The organism is Streptomyces sp. NPDC001492 (assembly GCF_053597275.1).
The window spans coordinates 88,746-100,455 of record NZ_JBSFHW010000023.1 but is presented as its reverse complement, the minus strand read 5'-3'; the positions used below and the strand labels follow the sequence as shown (position 1 = coordinate 100,455).

The following is an 11,710-nucleotide window of genomic DNA, read 5'->3' as shown; positions in this document are numbered from 1 at the left end:
CTTTCGGTTCGGGGGGGGCCGGGATGGGCCCCGCTGCAGGGCTAGAGGCTGCCGAAGACTCCGCCGAGGGAGCCGATGAGCGAGTTGGTGATCTGGTGGCCCATCGTTCCGACGACGGTTCCGGCGAGAGAGATACCGAGGAGACCGACGAGGACGGCGTCGAGCGCCTTGATGTGGCCGTGCTTGACCTTGAAGAACACGATGATGCCGAGGACGAGGATCGCCACCACGCCAGCTGCGATGTAGCCGCCGGACGACTGGGTGGTGATCTGCTGGTTGTAGCCGGTCTGGGTGCCGTTGACGGGGCTGGTGATGGCGGCTCCGGCGCCGCCGTCGGGGGTGAGGCCGGTGCCGACGCCGCCGCCCGCGCCGGGCGGGGTGGTCGCCGTGTCGGCCCTGAAACTGGCGACGGTGGCGACGTGGTCGCGGGTGGCCCGGTGGCCGTAGCCGCTCATGCCGGTGATCCGGATGGTGCGACCGTCGGGCAGGGTGACCGGCGCGGTGACGGCGCGGTGCGCAACAGTCTGCATCTCGACGGCGGAGGCGGTCGGCGCGGACGCGACTCCGATCGCTGCGGCGCCGCCGAGGAGGGCTACGGCCGCGCTGCCCGAGACGGCAATCTGACGGAAGGTGACGCTCATGACTGATCTCTCCTGTGAGTGGGTTAGTTGTCGTTCGGGCGGTCGTTCCTGGCGGCAGCCTTGGCCGCAAGGGAGGCCTGCCGGCGGGCTGCCGCGACGTACTGCTGGGTGTCGCCTGGCTGCCTTGCCGGGGGCTTGCGCGCGGGGCCCCGCTGGGTGCGGGGCATTTGGTTTGCACGCTGCGCGTTTGTGGTCTCGCTGACGGTGTTCACGGGGGTGCCGGTGAGGGCTGATTCGGCGCGCTTCTCGGCGGTGCGGCGGGAACTGATGGACTCGATGGACTCGCCCGGATCGCAGCCCTTGATGTTGCGGTAGGCGCGCGGCCACACGGCCGGGTCTTCGGGGTCCTTCCCGAGCGCCGCACCGATCTTCACGGCCTCATCCCACACGTCCTTGAAGACGGTCTGCCGGATCCCGCGCAGCTCCAGCCGGGCGGCTTCGGCGGCCTGGTCCGCGGCCTCCTTCTCGGCGCGCTTCCGCGCCTCCTCCGCCGCCTTCACCGCAGCCGCCTTGCGTGCCTCCTTCGCTTCCGCGCGGCGCTGCCGCCACGACGTCTTGCCGTCCCGCTTGCGGATGCGGCCGTGCTCGTGGAGGTCCCACATGCCGGGGCCAGCGATCGAGGCGAGCGCGGTCCCGAACGCGGTGGCAGCGTCGTACTCGGCGAGCCCGTGCACGATGTTGATCGAGGCCGCGGTGAGCGCGCCCGCCCAGGCCACGATCCGGTAGTGCCAGTGCGGCCGACCCGCCGTCACCGCCGCGGCGGCGCCGACGAGCGCCACGAGGGCGATCACCTCGATGAACACGGGCGCGATGAGCAGGTACTTGGCGTCCGGGTTGTAGAAGGCGGCCATCTGAACCGGGAGAGCAACGGCGGCGCATAGGACGTAGAAGCTCATGGCGACGCGCCGCCACCGCTTGCTGGCCTTCTCTACGGACACGGCCTGCCGGGTCTCGGCCTGCTGCTGCTGCTCGTCATCGCGGCGGGCGCTCTTGCGGGCGCGCTCGATGTCTTCGCGCTTCTTCTCCGCTTCGGCGATCTTCGTGTTCTGTTCCGCCTGCTCGCGCTTGAAGCGCAGTGCGGCCCGTTCGTTGGCGAGGGCCTGCTTCTCGTTCTCCAGCTCAAGCGCCTTCGCCTGCTCGGCGGCCAGGATTTTCTCGGCCTCGGCCTTCGCCTGGGCTTCGATGCGCTTGGCTTCGGCGTCGGCGGCGGCGCGGGTCCGGACGGCCTCCGCTTCGGCCAGGGCGACCGGGTCGAACCGGGGCTCGGGCGAGGCCACGGAGGTGCCGTTGACCTTCTTCTCGACGGAGGTGGTCACGGTGATCGGTGTCCTTCCTGGACTAGGTGGGGGTACGGGGTGGCTTGCCGTGGGGGCTAGTCGATGGGGTCGACGGTGACGATCAGGTCGCGCGGGTCGTTCTTCGCGGCGGCGATCCGCCGGTCGAGGTCGGCTCGGTCGTAGACGGTGATCGAGTCGGACGGGGCGCCGGTGATCTCGTTGACGGGCTGCCCGGTCCGCGACGTCGCGGTGAAGATCCACGTCACGGCGGTCACCTCGTGTCGGCGCGGAAGCCGCCGCCCGCGCCACGAATCGTGAAGCCGAGCCCGGACACCTGCGCCGAAACAGCGCCCGGTGCGATCCGGGCGGCCTCGTTCAGCAAGTCGGCGATCTGGCGGCCGATCTCCTGGCTACGGCGCTCCTTCTCCCGGAGCTCGTCGGCGGAACCTGTGTGCATCACCGGCCGCCCTCCAACTCGGCGGTCAGCTGGGCCTCAGCACCCTTCAGCTCTGCGGTGCTGTACTGGCTGGCCATGCGGCGGGCGACCTCGCGCACCTCCGACTCCGGCTTACCGTTCGCACGGGCCAAGCGGATGGCGAGAACGATCTCGTCAGCGGCGCTCATGGATGGTCTCCTTTCTCGGGTGCGGTCTAGCCGTCACCACCAGTTGGCGTTCTTCTTCGGGTTGGACACCGGAACCCCACTGGGTCCCATCACGGTCGGGCAGCCGTTGATCCGGTGGTCGTCGCACCCGGGGCAGTCGGCTTCCTTGGCCAGGCCGAGCAGGTTCTTGTGGATCTCGGCGTGCTGCCAGCACTGCCGGCAATCGCCCCTCCTGGGGCCGCGGGCCATCAGTCCTCGAACTGGATGTTGGTGGCGTCCGTCTGCCACTCGTCGTAGAAGCGCTTGACGCTCTCCTCGGCCCGGGCCTTGTTCCACGTGCCCTCCTGCGTGACGTCCCCGGAAAGCCTCTGGACCTTGCCGGATTCGCGGTCGACGCCGTCGGTCGTGAACTTCTTCCTGATGGCCATGTCTGGTCCTCTCGGTTCGGGTTTCGGGTTGGTGTGCTGGTCGTGCAGGGGGCCGCACCGGTGATGCGGCCTCCAGCCAGACCGGCCGGGGTGCCGCCTCCCCGCAGGGGAGTCGAGGAGGCGGCCGACAGGGGGTCAGGCGGCGGCCGGGTAGTCGAAGCCCTCGAGCTCGGCCAGCAGCTGAGGGTCGGCGGCGAGGCGGATCTCCGCACGCCGGGCCCGGCTGGCTGCCGCGTACTCGGCGAACAGGTCGGAGATCGACAGCGGCGGCTGGACCATGGCGGCGGCGCGGGCCTTGCGGCCCAACTCGGTGGCGCCCAGGTCGGCGTCGAACAGGAACGGAGACATGACGGATCCAATCGGGATCAAGAAAGAGGGATGGGGTGGGGTGGGGATTGGATGCCGCGGGCGCGAGACGGGGGGATTGTCGGATCGCGCCCGCGGCGGCTTGTGGGGCTACTTCGGCCGGGTCTCGGAGCGCCGGTTCGCGTCAGCGACCTTGCGGCTGAGCTCGGCGCGCTGGGCGTCAGTCACGGCGCTCACCGCCCGGCACGACCACGAGGTACGCGTCGTTGGCCAGGTCCATGACCACGTCCGCGGGGATGCCCTCGCGGCGACGCTGATGCGCGAACTCCTCGGCCGGCCACGAGCCGCGCGGGCCGCCAGCCTGGAACTTCGCCAGCACGCGGCGCTGCGGCTTCGGGGCGGGAGTGGAGCGGACCGGGCCCTGCGCGGCCAGATGCGCGGCGGCATCCAAGGCTTCGATCGTCGTCGTCATGACGCCACCTCGATCAGGTCGAGGCGGCCGGCGGCCTCCAGGATCGCCAGCGACTCCAGCACGGTGTCCTGTGCGAACTCCAGCTCGTCGAACTCGGCGACCGTCAGACTGCGATAGTCCGTGATCGCGCAGAGCTCCGCCGTGGTGGCCGACGCATTCTGGTAGCGGACGACCGCCTTGCGGATCTCCAGCGGCAGGGACGCCAGGGCCTCGACGGCCGGAGCGGGAAGCGGGGCGGTGGGGGTGTGATCGACACGCTCACGCATGCCGCTAAGCTGCTGGGTAGCCACAGGGTCTCCTTGTCAGAACCTGGTGGTCAGGGCCGGCCCGCGGTGTAGGAGTCGCGGTGTCCGGCCCGTCTTCATTTGTGGGGTGCCGCCCTCGGACTGGGTCCGGTAGGAGTGGGCAGCGCTGCCGCTCTCAAGCCGGGGCTTGAGGTGGCGACTGATACGACCGTAGAGGGCCCGCTGCGGCGAGTCAAGCACCCAACTGAACTTCTCCAGCTGAGTCTTGAGCGACCGTCGGATCGCCCGTACTCTCACGTCATGGCCGACTCCCCTGACGCTCCATTCGCCCCCTACGACGAGCAGCTGCGCGCGATCCCAGACCTCCATGAGCGCTGGACCGCATTCGTCGAGCTCGCCAAGCACCTGGAGCGCGAGCTGGAGTTGTTCCGGCGCCGACACCGCCAGGAGATCGCCGTCGGATTCAAGGCGCAGGAGAAGACCTGGAAGGAGGTCGGAGAACTCATGGGCGGCGTCACGTACCAGCGAGCCCACCAATTCAGCAGGGGCGAGTGACCGGAATGTCATGGGGTCGAGTCAACGCGTGCGCGCGCACTCAGGCCATGAAGACCCCATGCAGCAACATGCAGTGATCATGCAGCGGACATGCAGGCACCATGCAGACCCGCCGCGAGAAGGCCCACGACAGCGGCGCAGGAGCCGATAGTGGCACTCGTACACCAGTGGACCGGGCAGAAAGCGGCCTGGCTCCAAGAAGCATTCGACATGACCCAAGAGGAGTTCGCGGGACGCCTCGGAGTTTCAGTGCGCAGCGTCGCCTCATGGCACGCCACACCGAACATGATTCCGCAGCGCGAAACACAACGAATCCTGGACACGGCATACGAACAGGCGGGTGAGGCGGTGCATCGACGGTTCGCGCTTCTGCTGCGCCCCGCCGAGCCGCGCATGGAAGCGCAGGCCCTGCGGGTAGCGATAGCCGTCGTGCTGCGAGGAGACGATGTGCTGTTGGTATGTCGACGCGGAGATGACGGCATCCGGTGGGGCTTCCCGGCCGGCGTGGTCAAGCCGGGCGTCACCGCTGACACCGTCGCCGTGCAGGAGACCCATGGAGAGACGGGCGTTCACTGCACGGTCCGCCAGCATCTCGGTGAGCGCATCCACCCGGTAACCGGGGTGATCGCCGAATATCACCTCTGCGATTTCCTCGCCGGTGACGCAACGAATCGCGATCCGCTGGAGAACGTAGACGTGACGTGGGTTCCCCGCGCCGCGGTCACACGCTTCATTCCGCATGACCAGATCTACCCGCCAATTCTGAGCGCCTTGGAGGCAGCAGCATGACCGAGACGACGACTGAGAAGCCGGGCATTTCCGCCGCCATCATCGTGCAGGAGCAGCGCGTTCTCATGGTCAGGCGCCGCGTCTCCGAAGGCGAATTGATGTGGCAGTTCCCGGCTGGCGCGATCGAGCCGGGCGAGGCCGCGGTGGACGCGGCGGTTCGCGAGACCGACGAGGAGACCGGCCTGACCGTGAAGGCGCTGCGCCTTCTGGGCGAGCGCGTGCACCCGAAGACGGGCCGGCTGATGTCGTACACCGCCTGCGAGGTCGTGTCCGGGGAGGCGCGGGTCGCCGACGACGAGGAGCTCGACGCGATCGCCTGGGTCGCCCTCGACGAGATCCCGAAGTACGTCCCCTACGGCCTGTACGAGCCGGTGCAGGTCTACCTGGACGAGGCGCTGACGCAGTGATTCTCGGCCAGCCCTGCGGCCGTGGCGGTTTGTCCGCGCTGAGGGGAGGGAGGCGCGACGAATCCTATCCGAACCGTCAAACCGTTCATTGCCGCAGATCAGAGAGCTTCTGGAGCATCGTCCTGATCTCTCTGCGGGCACAGCGGCTGCGACTGATTCTGGCCTAGCGTGTGCCCCACAAAGCGAACGGCCGAGGTGCGCTAACACCCCGGCCGATTCGACCAGCGAGCGCGAACTCGCTGATCAACAACCCACTCCCCGCAAAGAGAGAGGTCTCATGACCACCTTAGCGCTTGACGCCGCGATGACGCCTGCGGCTTCCGTCACGCCCGAGCTCGTCCTGGACGCGCCGCTCGACGTCCTGCTCGCCGAGACGGGCGTCGAGATCGTCGACAGCTCGATCACTGACCGCGAGTTCTTCGGCGCCGTCGTGCAGCGCAAGAGCGGCGAAACGTACCTGGCGATGCCCATCGGTCGCAGCGAACGGGAGCACGACACGATCGCCCGCTACCTGATCGCGCAGGCCTTCCGCGTCGACCTGCCGCGGCTGCCGGAGCCGTTCGAGACGACGGAGATCTAACGGTGAATTCCCAGGCGGAATAGGCCACTTCAGACACAGTGGTCAACTAGAATTGCCGGTAAACGGCGACGGCCGGAGGGGGCTCAATCCCTCCGGCCGTTTCGCTTAAGCGGGTCATCACCCCGCTGCAGTCCGTACCCATCACCAAGTAAGGCACTGCTATGACCATACCGATGACGCCGTCATGTCGCCACCTGGCGGTGGCCGCGTGCTGATAGTTGAGCGGTCGAAGCCGAAGAAGAACTTCACGCAGATCCCGAACCAGACCATCTTCGATGGGCGGCTCAGCCGACTCGCCCGCCAGGTCCTGTCCGAGCTGATCGCACGGCCACCCGGGTGGCAGGCGACGGCGGACTCGATGGCCGACGACGGGAAGAGGGAGCGCGGCCCCAGGGCGGAGAGTCGACGGGCGCTGCGTGCCGCGTTCGCCGAGCTGGAGGAGTGCGGCTACATGGTCCGCACTCGTTCCCGGATCCCCAAAGGGCAGCCGAACGGCGGCGGATTCATGACGACCCTGACCGTCTACGACGTCCCGCAAAACGGACAAAACCAGGGCGGCAGGAATGGAGGGGTTGGTCAATGGGTGGACTCGTAGCCCAGAGGGCTCGCGACAGGCGTGTCTTCTACAAGACGGGTCACTTAATACGGCTGGCAAACACTTCGGCTCCCGCCTCCTGCTAAATACGCGGGGCCGAAGGCCCGGCCTTAGTGCGTGCGCGCGAGGCTTGATCGCGGACAGTGCTGCGCGTGCGCCCCCATCTGCGCCCTTGCTGGACCGCTCGACTCCGGTGACCGTGACCTGACAGCGGGGCGGTGCTCGACGTGAGGGGGATTGCGTGGCGAGCAAGTTCGACGACGCGGCCGGCCGACTGCTGTTGCGCTGGGCGGTGTTTCTGCACCGGACGGTCGCGGGCCGGTCTGCCCGGGAGCGGCAGGTGGCCCGACGGGATGCGGCGATCCGGGCCGCGTACCGGCGCGGTGTGCCAGTCGAGCAGCTGGCGGCCCAGATGCGGTTGACGCCGAGCTGGATTCGCCAGGTGCTGAACGGGAAGCGTCCGCCGGAGGTGGAGGAGGCCGCGTAGCCGGTGCAGCAGTTCGGCGCCCACCCCATCCGGGGTGGGCGCCTTCGTCATGCGGCGGCCCGCTTGGGCAGGGTTTCGCGTAGCCACTGCGCGTGCATTTCGATGGCGGTCTCGGCTCCGGTTTCGGTTTTCTCTTCGGCTTCGTAGCCGCAGTGGCAGGTGGCGCGTCCGCGCTGTTCGTCCTCGTTCCAGCTGGGGCGGAGTTCGACCATGCCGTGGTGCTGGTCGAAGACGTCGACGAGGTGGCGGCAGGCTTCGCGCAGGGCGGCTCGCTGGCTGAAGAGGCCGATGCCGACCCAGCCGCAGTTGTCGTTGTTGCAGCGCCAGACCCACTGGCCCATGGACTTGCGGATGGTGATCGCAGGGAAGTCGAGCATCACTCGCCCTCCTGCTGCAACGGCCAGAGCCGGTCTGCCGCGGCGCATTCGGCGACGCTGGGCCCGTCGTCGTGGGCGGCCGGCTTGGGTCCGGAGGATTGGATGCGCTGCACGGCCTGCCGGTAGGCGTCACTGGCGCGGTTGCGGGCTTCCTCGTCGGTGAACTCGGCCTCGGCTGCAGCGAGTGCTTCTTCGTCGGGATGGTCGATCTGCTGAACGAACTCGGTTCCCACGTCGCTGCGAGCTCCGGACCATCCGGGCCGGTTGCTGGGCCACTTGTCGGGTTCGGCCATGAAGGCGTGCGCCCAGTCCTGCCGGTAGTCGCAGTAGGTGGCCGGGCAGTGCCAGCCGTCCTCGCGGGCTTCGAGAGTCGGATTGTTGTGGCGGTGCTTCCCGCCGCAGGTGAACGGGTGCATGCCGCCGTACTGCTGGAAGCGGTTGAGGACGGCCACCTGCTCCGGCGTCCACGGCGGACGGATCATGTCGGTCATGCGGGGTCCTTGTGTGCGGGGGCGGGCTGGGGGTTGCCGAGGCCGACGGCCCGTTCGGGGCCGCAGGCGTCGAAGAGGGCGCAGATCTTCCGCCATGCGTCGTGGGTCTTTGTCGGGTAGGCGGCGCCTTGCGGTCTGGTTTGCCGCTGCCGGGCCGCGTACAGCTCGGCGGCGTAGTCCTCGCCGCCCACGGCCTTGAGGTCGGCGTAGGCCTGTTCCAGTGCCGGGAGCGTGTCGGACGTGATGGGTTCGACGTCGGCGCCGCCCCACGCGAAGACGTCGTTGACGTTGGCGTAGAGCCTGAGCTGGCCTTCGTCGACACGCCAGAACAGGCTGGCGTCGTAGGTGTCGGCGTGCGACAGGGAGAACAGCTCCATCACGCGGATGATGAACGCGAGCTGCTGCTCGGCGCGTTCACCGTCGGCGAGGTGCTGGTTGATCGAGTCGTAGAGCGGGCGGCCCAGTTGGGCGGCGAGCGCGCTGTCGAGGAAGTCGGTCATGCGGCTGCCTCCTGTTGCTGGTTGGGGAGTTGTTCAACGAGCTCTTCGAGCCGCTGTATCTCCGCATCGGCGGCGGCCCGGTGGCGTTCCAGCGCGCGGGTGGTGGCGGCGAGGGACTGCCGGGTCTTGTCGGCGTTGCGACGTTCGGCCTGCACGTACTCGGCGAGGAGTGCGGCTTCGGGGATCGTCAACACCCCGCGGAGGGCCCGGCCGATGAGGTTGTCGATGACGGCCTGCCGGTTGGCGCGGTCGTGCTGGTTCGGCTTCGGGGCGCGGACGGCCGGCTTCGGGTGAGTGGTCACGGCTGCCTCCCGGCTTTGCGTGCGGCTCGCTGGTCGGCGGTGGCCATGCGCTTCAACGCGCGTTCGATGACGGCGGCGGGAACCTGCCCGGGGTAGTGCTGGGCGAGGATGCGTTCCGCGGCGACGGTCAGGTATTTGCGGGTGCTGCCGGAACGGCGCGGCTTCTGCGGCGGCGTGGCGGCGAGCGCGGGCGGCTTGGGCTGCTTGACGCGGCCCTGGCGGTCGAAGGTGAAACGGGTCGGCTTCTTGGTCACGGCTGACCCCCGTTGATGGCGCGGGCGACGTTCACGGCGTGGTGGCTGATCGTCCCGAACGGCTCGGCGTTGCGGGCCGTCTCGTCCAACCAGTCGGCGAGCGCGAGCCCGACAGCGGGGTGCATGGCGGCGATGTGGTCGGCGTCGGCGCGGCCCTTCTCGCTGTCCTCGGTCTCGGCAATGAACACATCCGGGGTGTCGACGCTCCAGCCGTAGTCGCCGATGCCGGACTGTCGCCATGGCCCTGGCGTGGCATCCCCGGCGAGGGTGCGCAGCTTGTCGGCGGCGGTGCGGAGTTCTTCGGCGGGCGTGGTCACAGGAGGTCTCCGTTCACGGTCACGGTGTCGGTGTTGCTGCGTTGTTCGGGGAGCAGGCCGGGGGTGGGGCGGCACCAGGGCCCGTCGTCGTCGGGGGTGGGCTCGGGGTCGCGCGAGTCGGACCAGACGGGGGCGGGGGTGGTCATCGCTGGCTCCGTCGTTCGTTGTCGGCGGCTGCTTCGAGGCGCCGTTCCGCCTCGGCGAGGCATGCGGTGTACGGCTTGCCGGTCTCGGCCTGGATCTCGCGGGCGAGCTTCTGGGCTGGTGAGCGCTTCTTCTTGGTCATTGCGGGTCCGATCGGTGCGGGCCGCCCCCGGATTGGGGGCGGCGGGGTGGGTTACGGCTTGGTGATGTGCAGTCGGCGTCGTCCGCCGCCGGGCTGCTGGTCGGGGACGACGTGGAATCCGGCGGCCTGCAGCTCCAGCCGGTAGACCTCAAGGCCGTCGACTTCGCCGGGCCCGTCGTGGAAGACGTTGACCTGACGTCGGCCGTCCTGGGCTACGCGGTAGCCGGGCTCCCAGTCGCTGCCGGTCCACTCGGACGGCTCGTAGCCGTTGTAGGCCAGCACGGCGTCGACGTCGCGGGCGCGGATGAGGCGCGGCATCAGGCAGCCTCGACCTTCGCTGCGGTACGGCGGTCGATGCACTCGATCCACGCGACAGCCACGGCTCCAACCTGGACCAACTCGGCCCGCAACTTGGCCGCGTCGGATTCGGCGAGAGCCTCACGCACCTCCTCGAAGAGGACGTGCGCCCAGTCGCCGCATCCTTCGGCGAACACCTGCTGGCACATGGCCCGCGCGTTGTCGGCGAGCTTGCGCTGCTCCGGAGAGATGCCGGTGCCGTCGGGGTGGTTCTGCTCACCCCACTTGGCGTCCTGCTGGATGCGTTCGGCGAGGACTTCCTGGAGGACGCGGTCGGTGGTGATGCTCGGGTTCGTGGTCATCGGGTTTCTCCTTGATCGGTTCGATTGGTTAGGCGGCTGCCTGCCAGCTGGGGCAGTGGGAGATCGGGAAGGTGGCGCCTGCTGGTGCGGCATCGACGTCGCAGGCCTCGGGGTATTCGCCGCACGCGCACCACTCGCCGGGATTGCAGTACTCCTCGCTCCGCGTGGCGGGCAGGTGGTGTTCGCAGGTCTTGCAGTTCCGCAGTGCCGGGTTCTTCCAGCAGCGCGTCATGTGGTCCTCGACGGCTTTGGCGCTGGCGCGGGTGTGGCGACGGCAGAACGGGCACTGGTGGCGGGTCACGACCAGCGGGGTCGGCAAGTCGACGGTCACGACTTCCCCTCGCTGTCGGTCCGTCGGGTGTGGCAGACCGTGCAGCCGTCCGGGTCGGGCAGGCCGAGGACGGCGTGGGCGATGCGGGCGGCAACGCGCCAGGGCCGGTAGCCGCCTTCGTGGTCGCGATACGGGGCAAGCCACGCCATCTCGTTGGCGGTCTTGTCGAGCCACTCGGCGACGGGATCGGCATAGCCGCGGAGGTCGGAATGGATCTCGGGTACGACGTCTCGGAGTTGATCAGCGGCCTGCTGAAGGTGCTGGGCGGCGGGCCACTTGGAGCGGGTCGGCGGGGTGCGGTCTTCGGTGTCGGTCATTCGGGCCTCTTCTCGGCTCTGTGCGGGCGTGTGGCGGGCGTTGGGCGGTGGTGCGGGGCTCGGGAGGGTCGGGTGCGGTTGGAGGGCTCAGGCGGGCGCTCAACCGATTCGGGGTGCGCCAGGAAGCCGTAGGCGGCTCTCAGAGGCCCTGGAAGCGTCCCGGTGGCCCCGAGGGGTCCGGAACGCCTCCCAGGCCGTCCAGCAACGAATGAGAGGGCGGGAAACGGCATCGGCGGGGGCGTTGGTGCCTCACGCTGCCCGCTGCTCGGTCGCGAACTCGATGACGATCTCCTCGTCCCGCACGTGGAACCGGAGCGCGTCGTCATGCAGCGGGCGCTCGTCGGGGATCTCGAAGTGCTCCCGGTACGCGCGCTCGGCGACCGCCCACGCCTTGCCGATCTCGGCTGCTGCTGCGCCCCACGGCTCGGCAGCCGGGACGATCCAGCGGCGGATCGTGCGGGTCACCGTCTCGGACGTGAAGTCAGCCACGA

General features: G+C 69.1%; 29 protein-coding genes. 6 read left to right on the top strand and 23 right to left on the bottom strand.

Annotated elements, in window-relative coordinates; all coding sequences use genetic code 11:
* Window positions 1-41: 41 nt before the first annotated feature.
* The 10 genes from ACWC1K_RS27905 to ACWC1K_RS27860 form a co-directional block, all read right to left on the bottom strand.
* The gene (locus ACWC1K_RS27905) at window positions 42-641 is read right to left on the bottom strand and encodes a hypothetical protein (RefSeq protein ID WP_450835259.1); all 600 of its coding nucleotides are present in this window, start codon (window positions 639-641) and stop codon (window positions 42-44) included.
* A 23-nt stretch (window positions 642-664) separates the two neighbouring features.
* On the bottom strand, window positions 665-1,957 hold the full coding sequence (locus ACWC1K_RS27900; RefSeq protein WP_450835257.1) for a hypothetical protein: 1,293 nt from the start codon (window positions 1,955-1,957) through the stop codon (window positions 665-667).
* A gap of 56 nt (window positions 1,958-2,013) precedes the next feature.
* Entirely contained in the window at window positions 2,014-2,184 is a 171-nt protein-coding gene (locus ACWC1K_RS27895) for a hypothetical protein (protein ID WP_450835255.1), read from the bottom strand.
* A 5-nt stretch (window positions 2,185-2,189) separates the two neighbouring features.
* Window positions 2,190-2,375: a hypothetical protein gene (locus ACWC1K_RS27890; RefSeq protein WP_450835253.1), complete on the bottom strand. Its 186-nt coding sequence runs from the start codon at window positions 2,373-2,375 to the stop codon at window positions 2,190-2,192.
* On the bottom strand, window positions 2,375-2,542 hold the full coding sequence (locus ACWC1K_RS27885) for a hypothetical protein (protein ID WP_450835251.1): 168 nt from the start codon (window positions 2,540-2,542) through the stop codon (window positions 2,375-2,377). The genes ACWC1K_RS27890 and ACWC1K_RS27885 overlap by 1 nt, the downstream gene beginning before the upstream one ends.
* Before the next feature lie 33 nt (window positions 2,543-2,575).
* A complete protein-coding gene (locus tag ACWC1K_RS27880) occupies window positions 2,576-2,770 on the bottom strand; it encodes a pRL2-8 (protein WP_450835249.1) in 195 nt (64 codons plus the stop codon).
* Window positions 2,770-2,949, bottom strand: coding sequence for a hypothetical protein (locus ACWC1K_RS27875; protein ID WP_450835247.1), 180 nt, complete (start codon window positions 2,947-2,949; stop codon window positions 2,770-2,772). The genes ACWC1K_RS27880 and ACWC1K_RS27875 overlap by 1 nt, the downstream gene beginning before the upstream one ends.
* Before the next feature lie 135 nt (window positions 2,950-3,084).
* Window positions 3,085-3,297 carry a hypothetical protein gene (locus ACWC1K_RS27870; protein ID WP_450835246.1) on the bottom strand — a complete coding sequence of 71 codons (213 nt, stop codon included), beginning with the start codon at window positions 3,295-3,297 and terminating at the stop codon, window positions 3,085-3,087.
* 178 nt (window positions 3,298-3,475) lie between these two features.
* Window positions 3,476-3,727: a hypothetical protein gene (locus ACWC1K_RS27865; protein WP_450835388.1), complete on the bottom strand. Its 252-nt coding sequence runs from the start codon at window positions 3,725-3,727 to the stop codon at window positions 3,476-3,478.
* Window positions 3,724-3,993, bottom strand: coding sequence for a hypothetical protein (locus tag ACWC1K_RS27860; protein WP_450835244.1), 270 nt, complete (start codon window positions 3,991-3,993; stop codon window positions 3,724-3,726). The genes ACWC1K_RS27865 and ACWC1K_RS27860 overlap by 4 nt, the downstream gene beginning before the upstream one ends.
* Window positions 3,994-4,272: 279 nt before the next feature.
* On the opposite strand from ACWC1K_RS27860, the gene ACWC1K_RS27855 reads away from it, so the two are divergent.
* The 6 genes from ACWC1K_RS27855 to ACWC1K_RS27830 all read left to right on the top strand — a co-directional run bounded on the left by ACWC1K_RS27855 (window position 4,273) and on the right by ACWC1K_RS27830 (window position 7,385).
* A complete protein-coding gene (locus tag ACWC1K_RS27855) occupies window positions 4,273-4,527 on the top strand; it encodes a hypothetical protein (protein ID WP_450835242.1) in 255 nt (84 codons plus the stop codon).
* 150 nt (window positions 4,528-4,677) lie between these two features.
* The gene (locus tag ACWC1K_RS27850; RefSeq protein ID WP_450835241.1) at window positions 4,678-5,316 is read left to right on the top strand and encodes an NUDIX domain-containing protein; all 639 of its coding nucleotides are present in this window, start codon (window positions 4,678-4,680) and stop codon (window positions 5,314-5,316) included.
* Window positions 5,313-5,723, top strand: a complete 411-nt coding sequence (locus tag ACWC1K_RS27845) for an NUDIX hydrolase (RefSeq protein WP_450835239.1) — start codon at window positions 5,313-5,315, stop codon at window positions 5,721-5,723. The genes ACWC1K_RS27850 and ACWC1K_RS27845 overlap by 4 nt, the downstream gene beginning before the upstream one ends.
* Window positions 5,724-6,000: 277 nt before the next feature.
* Window positions 6,001-6,303 carry a hypothetical protein gene (locus tag ACWC1K_RS27840; RefSeq protein WP_450835238.1) on the top strand — a complete coding sequence of 101 codons (303 nt, stop codon included), beginning with the start codon at window positions 6,001-6,003 and terminating at the stop codon, window positions 6,301-6,303.
* 208 nt (window positions 6,304-6,511) lie between these two features.
* Complete coding sequence (locus ACWC1K_RS27835; protein ID WP_450835237.1) at window positions 6,512-6,898, top strand: hypothetical protein; 387 nt, start codon at window positions 6,512-6,514, stop codon at window positions 6,896-6,898.
* A gap of 241 nt (window positions 6,899-7,139) precedes the next feature.
* Window positions 7,140-7,385, top strand: a complete 246-nt coding sequence (locus ACWC1K_RS27830; RefSeq protein WP_450835236.1) for a hypothetical protein — start codon at window positions 7,140-7,142, stop codon at window positions 7,383-7,385.
* 47 nt (window positions 7,386-7,432) lie between these two features.
* On the opposite strand, the gene ACWC1K_RS27825 is transcribed toward ACWC1K_RS27830, so the two are convergent.
* The 13 genes from ACWC1K_RS27825 to ACWC1K_RS27765 form a co-directional block, all read right to left on the bottom strand.
* On the bottom strand, window positions 7,433-7,762 hold the full coding sequence (locus ACWC1K_RS27825) for a hypothetical protein (RefSeq protein ID WP_450835234.1): 330 nt from the start codon (window positions 7,760-7,762) through the stop codon (window positions 7,433-7,435).
* On the bottom strand, window positions 7,762-8,253 hold the full coding sequence (locus ACWC1K_RS27820; RefSeq protein ID WP_450835232.1) for a hypothetical protein: 492 nt from the start codon (window positions 8,251-8,253) through the stop codon (window positions 7,762-7,764). The genes ACWC1K_RS27825 and ACWC1K_RS27820 overlap by 1 nt, the downstream gene beginning before the upstream one ends.
* Window positions 8,250-8,753, bottom strand: coding sequence for a hypothetical protein (locus ACWC1K_RS27815; RefSeq protein WP_450835230.1), 504 nt, complete (start codon window positions 8,751-8,753; stop codon window positions 8,250-8,252). Before ACWC1K_RS27815 ends, ACWC1K_RS27820 begins: the two co-directional genes overlap by 4 nt.
* A complete protein-coding gene (locus ACWC1K_RS27810) occupies window positions 8,750-9,055 on the bottom strand; it encodes a hypothetical protein (RefSeq protein WP_450835228.1) in 306 nt (101 codons plus the stop codon). Before ACWC1K_RS27810 ends, ACWC1K_RS27815 begins: the two co-directional genes overlap by 4 nt.
* On the bottom strand, window positions 9,052-9,309 hold the full coding sequence (locus tag ACWC1K_RS27805) for a hypothetical protein (protein WP_450835226.1): 258 nt from the start codon (window positions 9,307-9,309) through the stop codon (window positions 9,052-9,054). The genes ACWC1K_RS27810 and ACWC1K_RS27805 overlap by 4 nt, the downstream gene beginning before the upstream one ends.
* A complete protein-coding gene (locus ACWC1K_RS27800; protein WP_450835224.1) occupies window positions 9,306-9,626 on the bottom strand; it encodes a hypothetical protein in 321 nt (106 codons plus the stop codon). The genes ACWC1K_RS27805 and ACWC1K_RS27800 overlap by 4 nt, the downstream gene beginning before the upstream one ends.
* A complete protein-coding gene (locus ACWC1K_RS27795; protein ID WP_450835222.1) occupies window positions 9,623-9,772 on the bottom strand; it encodes a hypothetical protein in 150 nt (49 codons plus the stop codon). The genes ACWC1K_RS27800 and ACWC1K_RS27795 overlap by 4 nt, the downstream gene beginning before the upstream one ends.
* On the bottom strand, window positions 9,769-9,912 hold the full coding sequence (locus tag ACWC1K_RS27790; protein WP_450835220.1) for a hypothetical protein: 144 nt from the start codon (window positions 9,910-9,912) through the stop codon (window positions 9,769-9,771). Before ACWC1K_RS27790 ends, ACWC1K_RS27795 begins: the two co-directional genes overlap by 4 nt.
* Before the next feature lie 51 nt (window positions 9,913-9,963).
* Window positions 9,964-10,230 (bottom strand): hypothetical protein, encoded by a 267-nt coding sequence (locus tag ACWC1K_RS27785; protein WP_450835218.1) that lies wholly within the window; start codon window positions 10,228-10,230, stop codon window positions 9,964-9,966.
* Complete coding sequence (locus ACWC1K_RS27780) at window positions 10,230-10,571, bottom strand: hypothetical protein (RefSeq protein ID WP_450835216.1); 342 nt, start codon at window positions 10,569-10,571, stop codon at window positions 10,230-10,232. Before ACWC1K_RS27780 ends, ACWC1K_RS27785 begins: the two co-directional genes overlap by 1 nt.
* Window positions 10,572-10,599: 28 nt before the next feature.
* Complete coding sequence (locus tag ACWC1K_RS27775; RefSeq protein WP_450835214.1) at window positions 10,600-10,902, bottom strand: hypothetical protein; 303 nt, start codon at window positions 10,900-10,902, stop codon at window positions 10,600-10,602.
* On the bottom strand, window positions 10,899-11,219 hold the full coding sequence (locus ACWC1K_RS27770) for a hypothetical protein (RefSeq protein WP_450835212.1): 321 nt from the start codon (window positions 11,217-11,219) through the stop codon (window positions 10,899-10,901). The genes ACWC1K_RS27775 and ACWC1K_RS27770 overlap by 4 nt, the downstream gene beginning before the upstream one ends.
* A 249-nt stretch (window positions 11,220-11,468) precedes the next feature.
* On the bottom strand, window positions 11,469-11,708 hold the full coding sequence (locus tag ACWC1K_RS27765) for a hypothetical protein (protein ID WP_450835210.1): 240 nt from the start codon (window positions 11,706-11,708) through the stop codon (window positions 11,469-11,471).
* Window positions 11,709-11,710: the final 2 nt, after the last annotated feature.

Bases quoted from the DNA above. Each gene is read 5' to 3' on its own strand.
- ACWC1K_RS27790 (WP_450835220.1), bottom strand. From the start codon at position 9,912: ATGACCAAGAAGAAGCGCTCACCAGCCCAGAAGCTCGCCCGCGAGATC.
- ACWC1K_RS27880 (WP_450835249.1), bottom strand. From the start codon at position 2,770: ATGGCCCGCGGCCCCAGGAGGGGCGATTGCCGGCAGTGCTGGCAGCAC.
- ACWC1K_RS27870 (WP_450835246.1), bottom strand. From the start codon at position 3,297: ATGTCTCCGTTCCTGTTCGACGCCGACCTGGGCGCCACCGAGTTGGGC.
- ACWC1K_RS27780 (WP_450835216.1), bottom strand. From the start codon at position 10,571: ATGACCACGAACCCGAGCATCACCACCGACCGCGTCCTCCAGGAAGTC.
- ACWC1K_RS27825 (WP_450835234.1), bottom strand. From the start codon at position 7,762: ATGCTCGACTTCCCTGCGATCACCATCCGCAAGTCCATGGGCCAGTGG.
- ACWC1K_RS27815 (WP_450835230.1), bottom strand. From the start codon at position 8,753: ATGACCGACTTCCTCGACAGCGCGCTCGCCGCCCAACTGGGCCGCCCG.
- ACWC1K_RS27795 (WP_450835222.1), bottom strand. From the start codon at position 9,772: ATGACCACCCCCGCCCCCGTCTGGTCCGACTCGCGCGACCCCGAGCCC.
- ACWC1K_RS27840 (WP_450835238.1), top strand. From the start codon at position 6,001: ATGACCACCTTAGCGCTTGACGCCGCGATGACGCCTGCGGCTTCCGTC.
- ACWC1K_RS27855 (WP_450835242.1), top strand. From the start codon at position 4,273: ATGGCCGACTCCCCTGACGCTCCATTCGCCCCCTACGACGAGCAGCTG.
- ACWC1K_RS27785 (WP_450835218.1), bottom strand. From the start codon at position 10,230: ATGCCGCGCCTCATCCGCGCCCGCGACGTCGACGCCGTGCTGGCCTAC.
- ACWC1K_RS27860 (WP_450835244.1), bottom strand. From the start codon at position 3,993: ATGCGTGAGCGTGTCGATCACACCCCCACCGCCCCGCTTCCCGCTCCG.
- ACWC1K_RS27905 (WP_450835259.1), bottom strand. From the start codon at position 641: ATGAGCGTCACCTTCCGTCAGATTGCCGTCTCGGGCAGCGCGGCCGTA.
- ACWC1K_RS27875 (WP_450835247.1), bottom strand. From the start codon at position 2,949: ATGGCCATCAGGAAGAAGTTCACGACCGACGGCGTCGACCGCGAATCC.
- ACWC1K_RS27890 (WP_450835253.1), bottom strand. From the start codon at position 2,375: ATGCACACAGGTTCCGCCGACGAGCTCCGGGAGAAGGAGCGCCGTAGC.
- ACWC1K_RS27885 (WP_450835251.1), bottom strand. From the start codon at position 2,542: ATGAGCGCCGCTGACGAGATCGTTCTCGCCATCCGCTTGGCCCGTGCG.
- ACWC1K_RS27865 (WP_450835388.1), bottom strand. From the start codon at position 3,727: ATGACGACGACGATCGAAGCCTTGGATGCCGCCGCGCATCTGGCCGCG.
- ACWC1K_RS27770 (WP_450835212.1), bottom strand. From the start codon at position 11,219: ATGACCGACACCGAAGACCGCACCCCGCCGACCCGCTCCAAGTGGCCC.
- ACWC1K_RS27845 (WP_450835239.1), top strand. From the start codon at position 5,313: ATGACCGAGACGACGACTGAGAAGCCGGGCATTTCCGCCGCCATCATC.
- ACWC1K_RS27820 (WP_450835232.1), bottom strand. From the start codon at position 8,253: ATGACCGACATGATCCGTCCGCCGTGGACGCCGGAGCAGGTGGCCGTC.